18 protein-coding genes are annotated in these 18,257 nt (G+C 37.7%); 13 read left to right on the forward strand and 5 right to left on the reverse strand.

Going from position 1 to position 18,257, the window contains the following annotated elements; all coding sequences use genetic code 11:
- Positions 1-8: 8 nt before the first annotated feature.
- From B9T28_RS04710 to B9T28_RS04720, 3 genes are all read left to right on the forward strand, one after another.
- Entirely contained in the window at positions 9-1,070 is a 1,062-nt protein-coding gene (locus tag B9T28_RS04710) for a sulfate/molybdate ABC transporter ATP-binding protein (protein WP_086202797.1), read from the forward strand.
- A gap of 54 nt (positions 1,071-1,124) precedes the next feature.
- Positions 1,125-2,054, forward strand: a complete 930-nt coding sequence (locus tag B9T28_RS04715; RefSeq protein ID WP_086202798.1) for a CysB family HTH-type transcriptional regulator — start codon at positions 1,125-1,127, stop codon at positions 2,052-2,054.
- A 184-nt stretch (positions 2,055-2,238) separates the two neighbouring features.
- Positions 2,239-3,456, forward strand: a complete 1,218-nt coding sequence (locus B9T28_RS04720; protein WP_086202799.1) for an outer membrane protein transport protein — start codon at positions 2,239-2,241, stop codon at positions 3,454-3,456.
- 56 nt (positions 3,457-3,512) lie between these two features.
- Here the strand turns inward: B9T28_RS04720 and carO are convergent, their stop codons facing one another.
- Entirely contained in the window at positions 3,513-4,262 is a 750-nt protein-coding gene (gene carO, locus B9T28_RS04725; protein ID WP_086202800.1) for an ornithine uptake porin CarO, read from the reverse strand.
- A 302-nt stretch (positions 4,263-4,564) separates the two neighbouring features.
- On the opposite strand from carO, the gene dapD reads away from it, so the two are divergent.
- From dapD to B9T28_RS04755, 6 genes are all read left to right on the forward strand, one after another.
- Entirely contained in the window at positions 4,565-5,386 is an 822-nt protein-coding gene (dapD, locus tag B9T28_RS04730) for a 2,3,4,5-tetrahydropyridine-2,6-dicarboxylate N-succinyltransferase (protein WP_086202801.1), read from the forward strand.
- A 78-nt stretch (positions 5,387-5,464) separates the two neighbouring features.
- Positions 5,465-6,175, forward strand: a complete 711-nt coding sequence (gene queE / locus B9T28_RS04735) for a 7-carboxy-7-deazaguanine synthase QueE (RefSeq protein ID WP_086202802.1) — start codon at positions 5,465-5,467, stop codon at positions 6,173-6,175.
- 32 nt (positions 6,176-6,207) lie between these two features.
- Positions 6,208-6,879: a 7-cyano-7-deazaguanine synthase QueC gene (queC, locus tag B9T28_RS04740; protein WP_086202803.1), complete on the forward strand. Its 672-nt coding sequence runs from the start codon at positions 6,208-6,210 to the stop codon at positions 6,877-6,879.
- Positions 6,880-6,891: 12 nt separating this feature from the next.
- Positions 6,892-7,302: a hypothetical protein gene (locus tag B9T28_RS04745; protein WP_086202804.1), complete on the forward strand. Its 411-nt coding sequence runs from the start codon at positions 6,892-6,894 to the stop codon at positions 7,300-7,302.
- Between the two features lie 62 nt (positions 7,303-7,364).
- Positions 7,365-8,057 carry a Dph6-related ATP pyrophosphatase gene (locus B9T28_RS04750; RefSeq protein WP_086202805.1) on the forward strand — a complete coding sequence of 231 codons (693 nt, stop codon included), beginning with the start codon at positions 7,365-7,367 and terminating at the stop codon, positions 8,055-8,057.
- 14 nt (positions 8,058-8,071) lie between these two features.
- Positions 8,072-8,533 carry a peroxiredoxin gene (locus B9T28_RS04755; protein ID WP_086202806.1) on the forward strand — a complete coding sequence of 154 codons (462 nt, stop codon included), beginning with the start codon at positions 8,072-8,074 and terminating at the stop codon, positions 8,531-8,533.
- Between the two features lie 54 nt (positions 8,534-8,587).
- On the opposite strand, the gene B9T28_RS04760 is transcribed toward B9T28_RS04755, so the two are convergent.
- Positions 8,588-9,187 carry a LysE/ArgO family amino acid transporter gene (locus B9T28_RS04760; RefSeq protein ID WP_086202807.1) on the reverse strand — a complete coding sequence of 200 codons (600 nt, stop codon included), beginning with the start codon at positions 9,185-9,187 and terminating at the stop codon, positions 8,588-8,590.
- A gap of 138 nt (positions 9,188-9,325) precedes the next feature.
- On the opposite strand from B9T28_RS04760, the gene B9T28_RS04765 reads away from it, so the two are divergent.
- On the forward strand, positions 9,326-10,216 hold the full coding sequence (locus tag B9T28_RS04765; RefSeq protein WP_086202808.1) for a LysR family transcriptional regulator ArgP: 891 nt from the start codon (positions 9,326-9,328) through the stop codon (positions 10,214-10,216).
- Here the strand turns inward: B9T28_RS04765 and B9T28_RS04770 are convergent.
- Positions 10,213-10,779, reverse strand: a complete 567-nt coding sequence (locus tag B9T28_RS04770) for a nicotinate-nicotinamide nucleotide adenylyltransferase (RefSeq protein ID WP_086202809.1) — start codon at positions 10,777-10,779, stop codon at positions 10,213-10,215. The genes B9T28_RS04765 and B9T28_RS04770 overlap by 4 nt on opposite strands.
- Positions 10,780-10,878: 99 nt before the next feature.
- Here B9T28_RS04770 and B9T28_RS04775 point away from each other — a divergent pair, with 99 nt between their 5' ends.
- Both B9T28_RS04775 and B9T28_RS04780 read left to right on the forward strand, forming a co-directional pair.
- Complete coding sequence (locus B9T28_RS04775; protein ID WP_086202810.1) at positions 10,879-11,679, forward strand: enoyl-CoA hydratase-related protein; 801 nt, start codon at positions 10,879-10,881, stop codon at positions 11,677-11,679.
- A 106-nt stretch (positions 11,680-11,785) separates the two neighbouring features.
- Positions 11,786-12,544: a nitroreductase family protein gene (locus B9T28_RS04780; protein WP_086202811.1), complete on the forward strand. Its 759-nt coding sequence runs from the start codon at positions 11,786-11,788 to the stop codon at positions 12,542-12,544.
- A gap of 16 nt (positions 12,545-12,560) precedes the next feature.
- Here the strand turns inward: B9T28_RS04780 and B9T28_RS04785 are convergent, their stop codons facing one another.
- Entirely contained in the window at positions 12,561-12,875 is a 315-nt protein-coding gene (locus B9T28_RS04785) for a YqfO family protein (protein WP_086202812.1), read from the reverse strand.
- A gap of 77 nt (positions 12,876-12,952) precedes the next feature.
- Between B9T28_RS04785 and B9T28_RS04790 the strand changes: the two genes are divergently transcribed.
- Complete coding sequence (locus tag B9T28_RS04790) at positions 12,953-13,765, forward strand: hypothetical protein (RefSeq protein WP_086202813.1); 813 nt, start codon at positions 12,953-12,955, stop codon at positions 13,763-13,765.
- Between the two features lie 327 nt (positions 13,766-14,092).
- On the opposite strand, the gene purL is transcribed toward B9T28_RS04790, so the two are convergent.
- Entirely contained in the window at positions 14,093-17,923 is a 3,831-nt protein-coding gene (gene purL, locus B9T28_RS04795) for a phosphoribosylformylglycinamidine synthase (protein ID WP_086202814.1), read from the reverse strand.
- Between the last annotated feature and the right edge of the window lie 334 nt (positions 17,924-18,257).

Here is an 18,257-nt window from a genome sequence, read left to right on the forward strand (position 1 = left end):
ATAAACTTATGAGTATTCAAGTTAAAAATATTGAAAAAAACTTTGGCGCTTTCCACGCATTAAATAATATCTCTCTAGACTTCCCAGAAGGTCAATTGGTTGCACTCTTAGGTCCTTCTGGCTGTGGCAAAACTACCCTACTACGTATTATTGCGGGTCTAGAATCTGCTGATCAAGGCCAAGTATTGCTTGAAGGTAATGATGCAACTAAAACTCATGTGCGTGAACGCCAAGTCGGTTTTGTATTCCAACATTATGCTTTATTCCGCCATATGACCGTATTTGAAAATATCGCCTTTGGTCTGCGTGTACGTCCACGTGCAACTCGCCCAAATGAAGCTGAAATTAAAAAACGAGTGACTCGTCTACTCGATTTAGTCCAACTTGGCTTTTTAGCAGATCGTTATCCTGCACAATTATCTGGTGGTCAACGTCAACGTATTGCATTGGCACGTGCATTAGCAGTCGAACCACGCGTCTTATTATTAGATGAACCTTTTGGTGCACTTGATGCTAAAGTTCGTAAAGAATTGCGCCGTTGGTTAAGAACGTTGCATGATGAGCTACATATCACCTCTATTTTCGTAACACATGACCAAGAAGAAGCACTCGAAGTCGCCGATCAAATTGTCGTGATGAATAAAGGTAACATTGAACAAATTGGTTCACCGCGTGAAGTCTATGAAAAACCAGCAACACCGTTTGTATTTGACTTTTTAGGTCAAGCCAATCGTTTTGAAGGTGAAAGTCATCAAGGCATTATTCAAATTGGTCAGGATCGAATCCAACTACCCAATTTGCAGAATACTCCAAATGGAAAAGTCATTGCATTTGCTCGCCCAAATGAGTTAACAATACATGCTCAACCGACAGATAATGCCATTCAAGCTACTTTTTTACGCGAAATTTGGATTGCAGGAAAAGTCATGGCGGAATTACAAGATCGTACAGGTCATTTAATTGAAATATCATTAAATCCTGAAGAAGCAAGACTGCATCAATTTAGACCAAATCAAACTGTTTGGATCAGTGCTTCAGCATTGCATCTCTTTGCAAATCACGTTGCTTAAGTGGCGTTAGGATGAGTGCCTGAGCACTCATTCCCTTTTAAGGTGTGGAACAAAATGAATTTTCAACAATTACGAATTATTCGAGAAACAGTTCGTCAAAACTATAATTTAACCGAAGCCTCTGCTGCACTTTACACCTCACAATCAGGTGTGAGCAAACATATTAAAGACTTAGAAGATGAGTTAGGTGTCCAACTGTTTGTGCGTAAAGGTAAGCGCTTATTAGGTTTAACTGAACCTGGACTAGCCTTATTAAGTATTGTGGAACGCATGCTCATTGATGCTGATAATATTAAACGTCTGGCAGATGACTTTAATAAAGTGGATGAGGGAACCTTAACGATTGCGACTACACATACACAAGCGCGTTATGTGTTGCCGCCTATTGTGAATTTATTTAAAAAAGCCTTCCCTAAAGTTCATTTAATTTTGCAACAAGCCAGCCCAGTTGAAATTGCCGAAATGCTGCTGCTTGGGGTTGCTGATATTGGTATTGCCACTGAATCATTAACCACACAAGATAATTTGGCGAGTGTGCCCTTCTATAATTGGAAGCACAGTATTATCACCCCTCAAGGTCACCCTTTAACCCAATTAGATCCGAAAGATATTAGTCTAGAAAAAATGGCTGAATATCCAATTATCACCTACCATGGTGGTTTTACAGGTCGCTCTAAAATTGATAAAGCGTTTGAAGATGCTCATTTAGATGTTGATATTGTCATGTCAGCTTTGGATGCAGATGTCATTAAAACCTACGTAGAACTCGGCATGGGGGTCGGCATTGTCAATGATGTTGCTTATGATACAGAACGTGATCATCGCTTAAAACAAATTGATACTGATATTTTTGGCTTAAATACCACTTGGATTGCTGTCCGCAAAGGTCATTTATTACGTGGCTATGGTTATGAATTTATTGCGCTCTGCTCACCACAAGCAGATATTAAAGCCTTAAAGAAAATTGCCTATCCAGAAGATTAAATCAAAAAAGTATAAAAAAGAGGATATCTATCCTCTTTTTTATACTTTGAACTTCACTGAATTTAAAATACACCACTCAGATCACCTAACCCACTAATTTTTATTTTCTTATTGAAAAACAAATGAACTTAAAATACTATGAGAGCATAAAAATAAACCATAATTCCACCCTCAAGGGAATGACATGAAAGCGTCTTCAATCGGAATTACGATTCTCATATTGTCACCGACTCAGCTTTATTGCGCTGCCATGGAAAGGTCCGATCAATCAATTTCTGCATTTTTAGAAAAAAATAATTATGTTGAACTATCCATCGCCAAATTGGATGCTCAAGTGTCTGGTCAGATTCCCAAACATACTCAATTGACTCAACTTCAAATCAATGACTTTTCAACAGGCAATTTGGTCAATGATTATCTGTTTACCAATATCGCTATTAAGCTACAACCACATCCCAAATACTCAATTGGCCTCATTTACGACCAACCATTAGGTGTGGATATTGCTTATGACTATAGTCCAGACTCGCCACTTGGTAAAAAAACCTTAGAATCAGCAAAATTAAAATTTGAAAGCCAAAATTTAACACTATTAACCGGTTTTCAACCTAATCAAAATTGGAATATCTATACAGGATTAAGCCACCAAACCTTCAAAGGTGACATTAAACTATATGGCCTGTCATATTCTTTCCTCAGTGGTTATCGCGCTGAGATTGAAGAAGATGCGGCTTTAGGTTGGTTAGCAGGCGTCAGTTATCAAATTCCAGAAATTGCCTTCAAAACATCTCTAACCTATCGCTCTGCAATTCATTATGACACTCAAGTTAATGAAACATTATCCAATCACACCATCACATTTACACCCAATGCAACCACAAAGATTCAAACGCCTCAATCGGTCAATCTTGATTTAAACATCGCTTTAAACCAGAACAATTTAGCTTATAGCTCGATGAGATGGGTCAATTGGAAAAATTATCAAATTCAACCTACTCAATTTGCTGCAATCATTAATGAAGCGGCAACACAATATCCCGATTTAATTAAAAAATTTAACTTAATTGATTATCAAAATAATCAAATTTCTGGAAAATTAGGGATTGCACATCGTCTTACAGAGCAATGGATTTCTACCAGTGATATCTCTTGGGATTCGGGTAGTGGTAATCTTGCAACAACATTAAATCCGTCAAATGGCTTTTGGGGATTTGGACTGGGTGCATTATATAAATTTAAAACAGATAGCTATATTGCATTTGGCTTAAAATATTTTAAGTTTAATCAAGCTAAAGTTAATAATTCCGAACAATCGATTCCAGAAAATCAAATTTCGCCTCTCACTGAGATTCAGAAAAATCATGCTATTGCCTATGGTCTACGCATTGCCAATCACTTCTAAAATGTAAGCTCAATAAAAAAACGAGCCGAAGCTCGTTTTTTTATAAATTTAAGAACTTACCAATGATAACTTACACCAATCTTAGCAACTGGCATCCAAGCATATTTACTCTCATTTTCAATTTTATGAGCTTCACGATCTACGGCATCCTGTGCGCCTGTTGGATTACCAGCGACAGGCGCTAAATTATATTGGCTAAGATCAACATCCGGATTGCCCGTATAATAAGCACCTATTTCAGTAAATGCACCCCAGTTTTTAGTAAATTTAGGTGCAAAACCTAAACCTACATAAGGTGCAATTTTATTATCGTAACTCATTTGACCACGCACACCACCTTCGCGACCAGCAGTTTCTAATTGATAATTTTTACCATCAATAGATAAAGTTTTACCATTACCTATGCGTTTTGCTAAATCGTAATCATTATCTAAATACGCCACACCTGCAGCCACATATAAACCTTGTGCCCACATGTTTTGACTTGTGCCCCAAGGACGGATTTCTGCATTTAAATAAGTATTATTATTCTTCATATCTAGGTCGTATTTCGTACCATTTATAGATACATCATCACGCCAAGAAATATCACCACCATTATAACCGAGTGCCAAACCGACATAAGGATTTGCTGTCCACAGCAAAGCACCACCGTAACCCGTTGTACCAACTTCAGCACGTACACCCGTTGGAATTAATTGATTGGCTTCAAAGGTATTCCCGCTATGAATGACTTGACTATCAGCCATCGCTAAACCAGAAACAGATAAAGCCGCAGTCACTGCAAGTATTTTTAACACTTTCATTTTTATCTCCTCAAAAAGAATTTATTCTTTAATCATTCGTGTGTTTATTGAACTCAAATGGATCTTAATTAAATTTACCTTGAGGAAGAACAGTAAAATTGATTGCTTTTTGTTATTTTTTGATACAAATACAATTTATTTATATTGTTTTTAGCTTTACATTTCATATTATTTGGATTTTATGTCTTAATTAAAAAAAGACAATGAGCTCTTGATTCTAATTTTCTATAAAAAACGGTTTTTTTATCTAATTTATGTCTATTTTGGTGTAGAATCTTTAAAATTTTTTGGGAAGGAAGATCATGTCTCAGCTTTCAACGACTATTGAACAAGCGTTCGAAAACCGTGCTAATTTTACTGCAATGGATTGCCCTGCAGAAATTCGTCAAGCAGTACAAGAAGCTATTGCTGGCCTAGATAACGGTACACTTCGTGTAGCAGAAAAAATTGATGGTGAATGGATTGTTCATCAATGGTTAAAGAAAGCCGTATTGTTGTCTTTTAAATTAAATGACAACAAACCAATTGAGTCAGGCGATCTTCGTTTCTATGACAAAGTAGATACTAAATTTGCTGGCTGGACTGAAGCGCAATTTAAAGCAGCTAGTGTACGTGTAGTACCACCTGCTGTTGCTCGTAAAGGTAGCTTCCAAGCGAAAAATGTTGTATTGATGCCATCTTATGTAAACATTGGTGCTTACGTTGATGAAGGCACTATGGTTGACACATGGGCAACTGTAGGTTCATGTGCACAAATTGGTAAAAATGTTCATCTTTCTGGCGGTGTAGGTATTGGTGGCGTTTTAGAACCATTACAAGCAAACCCAACCATTATTGAAGATAACTGCTTTATCGGCGCGCGTTCTGAAATTGTTGAAGGCGTGATTGTTGAAGAAGGCTCTGTAATCTCAATGGGCGTATTTATTGGTCAATCGACTAAAATTTATGACCGTGCCACTGGTGAAATTCACTATGGTCGCGTTCCAGCGGGTTCTGTAGTTGTTGCTGGTAGCCTACCATCTAAATGTGGTACATACAGCTTATATGCTGCAATTATTGTGAAAAAAGTAGATGCTCAAACACGTTCAAAAACAAGCTTGAACGATTTGTTACGCGAAGACTAAAACACTAAATTTATTTGAGGTCTCTACGATCAGCCATGATCGTAGAGATTTTGTTTTTATACACTGTGGTATTTTGCTATGAATTCTCTGCGCTCAAGTGCAATCCCTGTTTCTGATCCGGCTGCTGGTTTACGTATCACGGAAATTTTTTATTCTTTGCAAGGAGAGGCAAATGCGGCAGGCTTACCGACTGTTTTTATCCGTTTAACGGGTTGCCCATTACGCTGTACTTATTGCGATACGACCTATTCTTTTGAAGGTGGCGAACGTCAGTCTTTAGAACAGATCATTCAAACAGCCAAAAGTTTTAATACGCCTTATATTTGTGTAACTGGGGGTGAACCTCTTGCACAACCGAATTGCCTACCATTATTACAACAATTATGCGATTTAGGCTGTGATGTATCTCTTGAAACCAGTGGCGCTTTAGATGTTTCTAAAGTAGACCCTCGTGTTTCCAAAATTTTAGATTTAAAAACACCGACTTCAGGTGAAGAAAAACGCAACCTATTAAGCAACTTAGATCACTTAACAACACATGATCAGATTAAATTTGTAATCTGTAATCGTGAAGATTATGAATGGTCTAAACGTCAGCTTGAAATGTACCAGCTACACACCAAAGTTAGTACCGTATGGTTTTCCCCTGCCTTTGCAGTCGAAAAAAATATAGCACGACTTCCCGCTTTAGCGCGTGATTTAGCGCAATGGATTTTAGACGACCAACTCCCTGTTCGTTTCCAACTACAATTACATAAATTGCTTTGGAATGATGAAACAGGTCGTTAATCCTATAATCAAATTAATTTGGAGATATTGATATGCGCACTCGCGCCATAGTTTTATTGTCAGGTGGATTAGATTCAACAACTTGCTTAGCTTGGGCTCAAGCACGTTATGAATGTATCGCGATTAGCTTCATGTATGGTCAACGTTCAAGTACTGAACTTGATGCAGCCAGAGCGCTCACCCAACGAGCTGGTGTCGAACATCGTGTAATTAATATTGACTTGGGTAATTTAGGTGGATCTGCACTTACAGATCTGAATATAGATATTCCTGAACAAGAACAGGAAGGAATTCCTGTTACTTATGTACCAGCACGTAACACCATCTTCTTATCCTACGCTCTTGCAGCGGCTGAGGTTTTTGGTGCTGAAGCAATCGTTATTGGCATTAATGCTGTTGATTACTCTGGATATCCAGATTGTCGCCCAGAATTCATTGATGCATTTGCCACGATGGCACGTTTAGCCACCAAAGTTGGTGTTGAAGGAAAACCGCTTAAATTTGAGACCCCTCTGTTACATTTATCCAAAGCGAATATAATACGCTTAGGCATAGAACATGGCGTAGACTATAGCCAAACAGTTTCATGCTATCAAGCAGATGACCAAGGACGTGCATGTGGTAAATGTGATAGCTGTCGTCTTCGTAAACAAGGTTTTCTAGATGCAGGTGTTGCAGATCCAACGCGCTACATACCTCAATAATTAGGTACAGTTATGAAAAATTTAAAATCAGGCATTATTCTTTCTACATTATTTTCTGTTGCTGCCTTATTTGGAACAGCGACTCAAGCTGCTGAATCAAATGTGATTCAAGAAGCATACAAAAGTACCAATGTTAAAGCTGCTTTAATTAATGTCTGCAAAACAGAAACAGCAAAAGGTGGCAAATTAACTGCTGCTGAAGTCAGCAAGTATTGTACTTGTGCAGTTGAGTCTGATGGCAAACTCACCAATGCACAAAAATGGGAAATTCAAAGTGCTATAAACCAAAAGAAAAGCCCAGCAACTTTAACTTTCGTACAACAACAAAACAAAGCACTTCAAGCATGTTTTGGCCCACAGTTAACCAGCAAATTACAGACTTTAACTGAAGCTGCAATCAAAGCTGCTCAAGCGAAGAAATAATTTTTTGTGTTACAAAAAGCCTGCTTACGCAGGCTTTTTGTCTATCTATAAGTTGAAAAGCAATGCAACATCAATGGAAAACTAACGCCAACCACCGTAAACTTTTTGTTTCATATAGTGGTGGCAAAGACAGCACCCTTGCTTTGTATCACGCCTTACAAGCTGGTGAAGTTCTGGGTTTACTAGTTATGCTTGAGGAACAAGGGGAACGCTCTCGCTCCCATGCTATGTCACTTGAAATTATTCATGCGCAAGCAAATGCTATAGGCTTGCCAATTTTAATGGCACCTTCAAGTTGGAGTAATTACGAAACTCAATTCTTAGATTTATTGGCTCAAGCAAAAGATCAAGGTGCTGAAGTTTTAGTCACAGGCGATTTGGATATACCTGAGCATGGATGTTGGCATGATAAAGTCACAACACAAGCTGGACTTAAACTCAGTATGCCGCTTTGGCAGCGACCACACCGTGACGTAATTGATGAATTTGTTCAATTAGGATTCATGACCATGATCGTCACTGTGAATCTAAATTTAGGTATGAAAGTTGAAGATTTAGGTAAAATATTAACCCTTGAATACATTCAAGAATTAGAGCTTCGCGGCATAGATCCTTGCGGTGAAGGCGGTGAATTTCATACCACTGTGATTAATGGCCCAATATTTAAAGCTGCTATTGCAGTCAATAAAGGTGATATTCTGTATCACGAAAATTATGCCTTTTTACCACTCAAATTAGAAAAGCAATCACTTTAATTAAGGACGAAAGCATGACTGAACACATCACACTTCCGCAGCAAATTTTCCTAAGCACTACGGGTGAAATAAATCTATCGGAAGTTTCTACCGATTGGCTCATTGTTTATTTTTACCCTAAAGACTCCACGCCCGGTTGCACTACACAAGCTGTGGCTTTTTCATGTTTGAAAGATCAATTTGATGCACTAAATACCACAATTATAGGTGTATCACGCGATTCGGTGAAAGCTCATCAAAATTTTACTGAAAAACAGTCACTCACGATTAATTTAATTAGTGATAAAGACGAAGTCTTGTGTCAACATTTTGATGTCATTAAAGAAAAAAATATGTATGGCAAAATAGTGATGGGTATACAACGCTCTACTTTTATCTTCCACAAAGGTCAATTGGTGAAAGAATATCGTAAAGTGAAAGCAGCTGGTCACGCTGAGCAAGTGCTTGAAGATTTAAAAGCTTTACAAGCAAGCTAAGCTTCTAAATTTCATATTCATAGCGACTTTCATCATATTGTAGAGTCGCTATTTTTATTTCAATAACGACAGAGCGATCACCCACATAATGATACCAATGATAAAATCTAATATTTTCCAAGACTTTGCTTGATTAAATAAGGGTAAAAGTAAACGTGCGCCATAACCCAAACTATAAAAAAACACCCAAGAAGATGTAATTGCACCAAGTGCAAAATAAATTTCATAGCCAATGAATTGTGTTGATATGGAACCCAGTAGAACCACCGTATCTAAATACACATGTGGATTCAACCATGTTAAAACCAGACAAATTGAAAGCATTTTCCAAAGATTAGATTCCTCTGACTCACGCGGAATAAGTCCTTGCTGTACTGTAAAAGCTTGATAGAAGTGTTGAGCACCATAAATGAATAAAAAAGCTGCACCAAAATATTGTGCAATACTCACTATCTCAGGATAACTCTGAATAATCTTAGAAAATCCAAACACGCCTAATAAAATAAGAATTGAATCAGAAAATGCACATACCAAACAAATCCAAAAGACATGCTGCTTATTCAGTCCTTGTTTTAGCACAAAGGCATTTTGTGCGCCTATTGCCAGAATAAGACTAAACCCAACTAGAAGGCCTTGTAAATATGGATTAAACATAACAACAGATCTAAGAAAAATTATTGCTGCAATTATCCATGCTCTCGCCCCAGAATAAGTATAATTAAGTAAATATCAGTATAACTAAGTTAATTTTAGTTTTAATATTTTGGCAAATTTATTAAGAGTATTTCTACAATGCTACAGAGTAAACAAAGTGAAGCTTTTCTGGCTGTCGCTGAAATGGGAAGTTTTGAACTTGCAGCAGAGAAACTCTGTATCACCGCATCAGCAGTAACTTTACGTGTACAAAGCTTAGAAAAATCATTAGGTCATATTTTAATTATTCGCGAACGCCCCTGTCGTGTCACTCATACAGGACAAGAATTACTGCAATACCTTCAACACAGCCGATTAATGCAACAAAGTTTAATGCAGCATTTAATGGGGAAAACAGCCACATCCGAATTTTATAAAGTGACTATCGCCAGTAATGCCGACTCTCTGGCAACATGGCTGTTACCAGCATTGCAAGAAATACTATTACAACAACGGATTGCACTAGAGTTAAAAATCGAAGATCAGACTCAAACCCATACTCTACTTGAAGCGGGTTTAGTCAATGCGTGTATTTCAACGGAAAACCAAGCAATGAAAGGCTGTTTGGCTCAGCCTTTGGGAAAAATGATCTATCGAATGGTCGCAACACCTGAATTTTGTCGAACATGGTTTCAACAAGGCATCAATCGAGCAAGTTTAAAAGTTGCTCCTGCTGTTATTTTTAATCATAAAGATCATATTCATACTGAAATCATGCAAAAACACTTTGGTCTAAAGCCAAACACCTATCCATGCCATTATATTCCATCATCGACTGCTTTTGTTGAAGCCATTCAACTCGGCTTAGGTTTTGGAATGCTGCCCGAATTCCAAATTGGGAATCACCTAGTCACAGGAGAGTTAATCGAAATTATTCCTGAAGCATCCACCGAAATCATCTTATATTGGCATCATTGGAAGCGGCAATCTGCTCAATTAGAACAATTAACTTGCCATATTCTTCAAAAAGCTCAGCAAACTTTAAATTAAAGATTAGATTTATCTTGAGTTTGATATTTATGCTGCAACTGTTTAAATATCTCTGTGGTTTGAAATTGATGTAAAAAATCACTGGTTCCTAACGGAAAAGCTGACTCCACAATTTCACCACGGTAATAGGCCTCACGCAGAGGTGTTGCAGAAATCGAATCTTTTAAACTGTCTAATTCCAACATTTCCCACTCAGGGAATAGTTGTAAATAATACGAAGATGCATCTTTAAAATGCCCAATTAAACCCACTTTATCCTCAAGTTGAACGCGCTCTGCGACCTGATTTTTAACGAGTCTGATCCACTTCACATCATTATAAACATCAATAATATGAACAAACTGAATCCGTTTTTGCTCATTTTCCGAAAAATTCGACAAAATCATCTGTTCACGCTCTAAAGCGCTAAATGGATTTTTAATATTACGCTCATTCTGAGCAGAGCCTAATGCCAAAATGATCTTATCACTTTGTTCTAATGCAATTTTTATCGTTTGCATATGTGCCAAATGAAAAGGCTGAAAACGACCAATATAGATAAGATAATCGAAGTTATGTTTCATAAAATCCATTTTTTATGAACTCACCAGTTGCAACATAAAATTAAATATGCGACATAATAAGGTCATAAACAGTATTCGGTTTAAAGCAAGGATAGTACGATGACACTCAGTTGTATTCAACAACCACATCAACATTTAGATGCAAAATTAGAAGATGGCGTACTAACTTTAGCCATTCAGCGTGCTGAAGCAAAGAATGCATTGTATGGTGAACTTTATTTATGGATTGCTCAAGCTTTAGATGAAGCTGATCAACATAAAGATGTTCGTGTCACCATTTTACGTGGTGCTGATGCAGATTTCACCGCAGGCAATGACATGAAAGATTTTATGGCATTCATTCACACGCCACAACAAGGTAAATCTGGCGATGCACCACCCTTTGTTCTACTCAAAGCTGCTGCACGCTTCTCTAAACCATTAATCTGTGCTGTCCGTGGTGTTGCTATTGGTATTGGCGTAACTATATTGCTACATGCAGATTTGGTTTATAGTGATAATACCGCCCTATTCCAAATTCCTTTTGTCAGCCTAGGTCTTTCGCCTGAAGGTGCTGCGAGCAAGTTACTCATCCAACAAGCGGGCTATCATAAAGCCGCTGAGCTTCTATTAACTGCACAAAAATTTAACAGTGAAAAAGCGTTAAATGCTGGTTTAGTCAATAGTATTGAAGATGATGTATATGCACATGCTTTAAAACAAGCACAAACGATGGCAGCTTTACCACTAGCATCCTTAAAACAAACCAAAGCACTCATGAAACATAATCTTCAAGAAATTGTGGATTGTATTGATGATGAAGCTGAAATCTTTATGCAACGAGTAAAATCACCTGAAATGGCAGAAGCAGTGGCTGCATTTATGCAAAAGCGTAAAGCTGACTTTGCGCAATTTAACTAATTTCAGCACTTAAAAATTAAAAGCCACTTAGTGATTTAGATTGCTAAGTGGTTTTATACTTTCAATCATTCTACTTTCTTAAATATATTCATATTAGGCGAACATTATGTCTCAGAATAACGCTGAAAAAAAACGCTATTACGAACCTGCACCGCAGGATATTGATGTCGAAAACTTTAAGAAGGTCGTTACAAGTCGCCGTTCGGTACGTAAATTTACTGATAAAGCTATTCCTGCTGAGGTTTTAGATTCGTGTTTAGATCTTGCATTATTAGCACCGAATTCATCTAACTTACAGCCTTGGACTTTTTATGTGGTGCAATCTACAGGTAAGAAGAAACAACTAATCAAAGCGTGTTTGAGTCAATTGGCCGCAAAAACAGCTTCAGAATTAATTGTTTGTGTAGCTCGTACCGACCGTATTAATGAAATGGCGAAAAAGAATATCAGTGAGTTTCCATTTCCTGAAGCACCAGCAACCGTGCAAAAATATTACCGTTTTATTCCTTATAACTATAAAACAGGTTACTTGAATGCACTTGGTCACTTTAAGAAAGTGGCTTTTAAAGTTGCACGTCAGCTTGATAAACAGCTTCCTGTTACTGCATTCAATCCAGCAGATGCCAAATTGTGGGCTAGTAAAACCACAGCTTTAGCTTGTGAAAATCTCGTCCTTGCCTTACGTGCTTATGGCTTTGATAGCTGTATGATGGAAGGGTTTGACGAACCACTCGTACGTAAAATTTTAACTTTAGGTCATCAAGAATACCCTGTGATGGTCATTGCTGCGGGTGAACGTGCTAAAGATGGTGTATTCTTTCCACAATATCGTTTTGACCGTGATTTATTTATTCAAAAGGTATAAAACCAAATCAAAACAATTATTCAATTTGAATCATTTGTATAAATTCAAAGGCAGGCTCTTCGTAAGGATGGCTTGCCTTTAATGCTTTTTGCACTTGTGAAGCTTTCTCTTCAGGCAGAATAGTTTCAACTCGCCATTCTGGGATTTGCTCCAACGTATCCAAGGCACCAACAAATGGATTTGCACCTTTTACAGGTTTAAATTGCCCTATTCCCAATACTTGCCAAGCACAATGTTCATAGTTCCCTACACCACCTGCACCTGCTTCAAAGATTGCAAGTTTAGTGGGTTCGATGTGAGATTCGGGGACATAGTAAATAAGTTTAAGCATCTTCTAATCCAAACATTTCTAGCGTATAAATATTAATTATAGCCTTTTACTTTTATTATCAAGATTCTAACCATTTTATGTCTAACAAATTACTTACTAAAAAATTAATGAATAGTGCTATTTTCTTAGTTCTACTTATTATTATCTTATTTGTGGGAATTCAAGGAAGTTTCAATCCATCTTCTCAAGACAAACCTACTATCTTAATTTCCTTACTTTCTTTTGCTGCAACATTATATGCACCTATTGCGGCCTTTATCTTTTATGACAGTTGGAAATCTCAGACAAAATTTAATCGAGTCACAAATAATATTATTGAATTACAAAAAGTTTTACATGATTATGTTTCATCGTTAAAGTCACTTAGACAACGAATCATATCCCCCCACTTAAGAAGTAAATTTGAAAAAGAAGATGATTATACTAATAATCTTAAAAAACTTTTTGATCAAAAAATATGTGAAATTCACTCTGTAGAAACAGTGAGATACGAGGCCTGTAAATTACTTAGTATTCTTAGAACAGATACATATGAAACTTCCGACTCCCTTAGTAATAATTTTCAAGAATTAGACCTCATCATTGATGAAATTAGTAAAGAAGTGGATCATTTCAAAAACTACTATATGATCTTTATAAACAACTATTACAAAAATGAATCTGAACTTAAAGATTTTCTCAAATCTGAAGATTATAAGGAGCTCACCTACAAACTTTCAGCACAACGAGAATTAAGTAATACAATTAAAACTAATCTCAAAGCTGCTTTAACCTTAAGCGCAGATTCAATTAATCCAGAAAAAACTCTAAAAATTAATGATTTCATAAAAAATATTGATAAAGTTTCGACTGAAGCTCTCAAAAACTATGAAATAAATTTTAAAAATTAAATATTATCTTACGCTGCCTTCTAAATTAAATATTCAGCATACGACCAAACATTAAAAATAACACTTGGAATTCAATAGCCACACCAAAAAACCCAGCCTTTTGGGTATAATAACACTTTATCAATGCTTACATATTTTTCAGTTCTTATTATTTTTCACCTCACTCTTTGACTTAATATTAAACATATTATAAGCAAAAAATTTATCCTTATTTACACAATTTAACTGATGCAAAAAATAAACCAAATTTTCAACTGTAACTATTTATTCTCAAAATACAGACTAAGAAAAAGCCCCTTACGGAGCTTTTTCAGATCAGTCTTTCAATTAACCAATAAATTTACGTGCATTACGGAACATACGTAACCATGCACCATCTTCAGTCCATTCTTCAGGTTTCCAAGAATGTTGAAGTGCACGGAAGTTACGCTCAGGATGCGGCATCATAATCGTTGCACGACCATCGGTAGACGTCACCCCTGAAATTGCATCTGGCGAACCATTCGGGTTCATTGGGTATTGTTGTGTTGCATTACCAAAGCTATCCACATAACGTAAAATCACTTGGTTGCCCGCATTCAATGCAGCAAGGTTCGCTTCTGGTGCAACCACACGACCTTCACCATGCGCAACAGCGATTGGTAAAATCGAACCATCCATATCTTGTAATAACACAGAATTAGATTTTTCTACACGCACATTCACTGCACGCGCTTCAAACATTTCTGAAGTATTACGATGGAAACGTGGCCAAGCATCAGCACCCGGAATAAGTGGTGCAAGTTGCGACAACATTTGGCAACCGTTACAAATACCTAAAGAGAAGGTTTCATCACGGTTAAAGAATTTTTCAAATTGATCACGCAGTTTCGGATTGAACAGAACTGATTTTGCCCAACCACCTCCTGCGCCCATGACGTCACCGTAAGAGAAACCACCACAAGCGACAAGACCTTCAAAGTCGTCTAAATCGATACGACCTGCAAGTAAATCACTCATGTGCACATCGACTGTAGTAAAGCCTACTTTATCAAATGCAGCTGCCATTTCAACATGACCATTGACACCTTGTTCACGTAAAATCACCATGTTCGGGCGACGTGAATTGATATATGGCGCTTCAATCTCTTCATTCAAATTAAAGGTCGGTTGTGCGATTAAACCTTTATGTTCTTTGTTAGCAATTAGGCTATATTCTTGATCTGCAGTTTCAACATTATCACGTAAACGTTGGATTTGATGTGACACTTCAGTCCAAGCTTGCTGCAATTCAGCACGCTCTAAACTTAAACCATTAACAGTTAAAGCATCAGATGTATTGACTGTACCAACAACTACAATGGCATCTTTCAATGCAGAAGCTGCAACTTCAGTTTGAAGCTCAGCCCAATCAGATACACTAATTTGTAATACTGCACCAATTTCTTCAGCAAATAAGCTTGCAATGGATTGATCTTCAAGTGCTACACCCAAACGTGAAGCAAACATCATTTCAGCAACCGTTGCCAACAAACCACCATCACCAATGTCATGGTAAGCTTTGATCAAGCCACGATTGTTCCAATCTTGAACCAATGCGAAGAATGCTTTGAAGTCATCAAAACTATCAACATCTGGTGTGATTGAACCAATTGCCTTATACACTTGTGCAAGGATCGAACCACCTAAACGGAATTGACCTTTAGATAAATCGATACGAACCAAGACTGAATCAAGATTTTTCAATTCAGGTGTCATGGTTTGACGAACATCAAGTACTGGTGCAAATGCAGTAATCACACCTGTCATTGGTGACGTTACAGCTTTATCTTCGCCTTCGTCGTTCCAAGTGGTACGCATAGAAAGTGAATCTTTACCGACTGGAATCGCAATACCCAATGCAGGACACATTTCCATACCAATCGCTTTAACACCTTCAAACAAGGCTTGATCTTCACCCTGTTGACCTGCTGCTGCCATCCAGTTTGCAGATAATTTAATGTCGCTAATCTGGTCGATGCGAGAACACATAATGTTTGAAATTGACTCAGCCACTGCTAAACGAGCAGAGGCAGCAGGATTTAACAATGCAACTGGTGGACGTTCACCCATTGCCATTGCTTCACCTGTGAAGCCTTGTAAACTTGTGGTGGTTACTGCTGCATCTGCAACAGGAACCTGCCAAGGACCGACCATTTGGTCACGTGCAACCATACCGGTAATTGAACGGTCACCAATGGTGATTAAGAATGATTTAGATGCAACTGTTGGGTTCTTAAGAACACGGTAAATTGCATCTTTCAGTTCAACTTTTGAACCGTCAAAATCATCACCTTGACGTTCAATTGTTTCATATGAACGACTCATGCGTGGTGTACCACCCAGCATGACTTGCATTGGCATATCAACCGCTTTGTTACCAAACAATGGATCTTCAACGGTTAAATGGCGTGCTTCAGTTGCTTCACCCAATACTGCAAACGGACAGCGTTCACGTGCACAGATTGATTCAAATAATTCTAAAGAACTTGGACGAATTGCCAATACATAACGTTCTTGCGCTTCGTTTGACCAGATTTCCATTGGAGACATTCCTGGCTCTAATGAAGGAATCTTACGAAGATCAAGCACAGCACCGAGTTCGTGATCATTTACCAGTTCAGGCATTGCATTTGAAACACCACCCGCACCGACATCATGTACAGATACGATTGGGTTAAAATCTTCCATGCGCCAGCAGGTATCAATCACTTCTTGGCAACGGCGTTCCATTTCTGGGTTTTCACGTTGTACCGAAGCAAAGTCTAAGTTTTCGCCGAGTTTACCGCTATCTACAGAAGATGCAGCACCACCACCTAAACCGATCAGCATTGCAGGGCCACCCAAAACAATGAGTAAATCACCTGGTTGAATCGCATCTTTTTCGACATGATCAGGACGAATATTACCGTAACCACCCGCGATCATAATTGGTTTATGGAAACCTTTAACTTCGCCATTCACGTTTTGTTCGAACGTACGGAAGTAACCATTTAAAGCAGGACGACCAAATTCATTATTAAATGCAGCACCACCTAAAGGACCATCAATCATGATCTGAAGTGCCGATGCCATACGCGATGGTTTGCCGTAATTATCTTCCCAAGGTTGTTCAAACCCAGGAATATTTAAGTTTGAAACAGTAAACGCAGTTAAACCTGCTTTAGGTTTACCACCACGACCTGTTGCACCCTCATCACGAATTTCACCACCTGAACCCGTAGCAGCACCAGCAAATGGTGCAATTGCGGTTGGATGGTTATGTGTTTCCACTTTCATTAAGATATGAGCAGCTTGACTCTTATATTTATAAACGTGACGACCATTTTCATCTGCTTTTGGATAAAAACGTTGCGTATCAAAACCGACAATCACTGAGGCATTGTCTTTATAAGCTGACAATACATCTGTTGGTGATTCTTTATAGGTGTTTTTAATCATTTGGAACAATGATAAAGGTTGTTTTTCACCATCAATGGTCCATTCAGAACCAAAAATTTTATGACGGCAATGCTCAGAGTTTGCTTGCGCAAACATCATCAACTCGATGTCATTCGGGTTACGACCCATTTTTATAAAGGCTTCAGTCAGGTAATCAATTTCTTCCATTGATAACGCAAAACCAAATTCATTATTGGCTTTAACTAAAGCCTCTTTACCTTGACCCAAAATATCAATTGAGTTCAAAGGTTTTGGTGCTGTTTCTAAAAACAATGCCGCAGCATCATCAATATGATTGAAAACGCTTTCTGTCATACGATCGTGTAAAACTTGTTTTACTTCATTGGTGATTTCAGAAACACCTTTTAAAGTAAACAAAACACCGCGTTCTAGGCGGTGGATCGGCGTATTACAGTTGGCAAAAATATCAGTCGCTTTTGATGACCACGGAGAAATTGTTCCCAAACGCGGTGTTACTAAAATTTGGACTTCATCACTTGCTACTTGGCGCAATTCAAATGATGCACCATCATTTAAAAGCTGTAATGCTGATTGCTGTTGTTGCTCGTTGAGCGCTTGGTCAAACAGATAAACCCATTGGCTATCGCAAGATTGAACCGAACTAATTGACGATAAACGTGATAATAGTTGAGTTTTCTTAAAGGTAGAATGTGCTGATGCACCGGCCACGATAAACATGCTGATTTTGGCTCCACGGGCAGGTCTAGACAACCATACCGCAATGTGACTTGAAGAGAGCGCATATTCTACTGCTAAAGCATATTTTCAGCTAGTCATATCCACTTTAAAAAAATGAATTTTATCGCTTGAAGCCTTTCTATTTACATCAAATATCGTGTTTTTGAAGTATTTGTTAACAAATATTTTATTTAAATGAAAAAATTGACGTATCTCTCCGTCGATTTTGTTTAAGCTGAACACATCATAGATGTTGATCTTTCTATGAATAGAGATAACTCCACAAAACATCAACAGGATATTTTCAAAATTGATGTTTATAGATGCAGAGTAT

Source organism: Acinetobacter silvestris (assembly GCF_002135235.1).
GTDB lineage: Bacteria > Pseudomonadota > Gammaproteobacteria > Pseudomonadales > Moraxellaceae > Acinetobacter > Acinetobacter silvestris.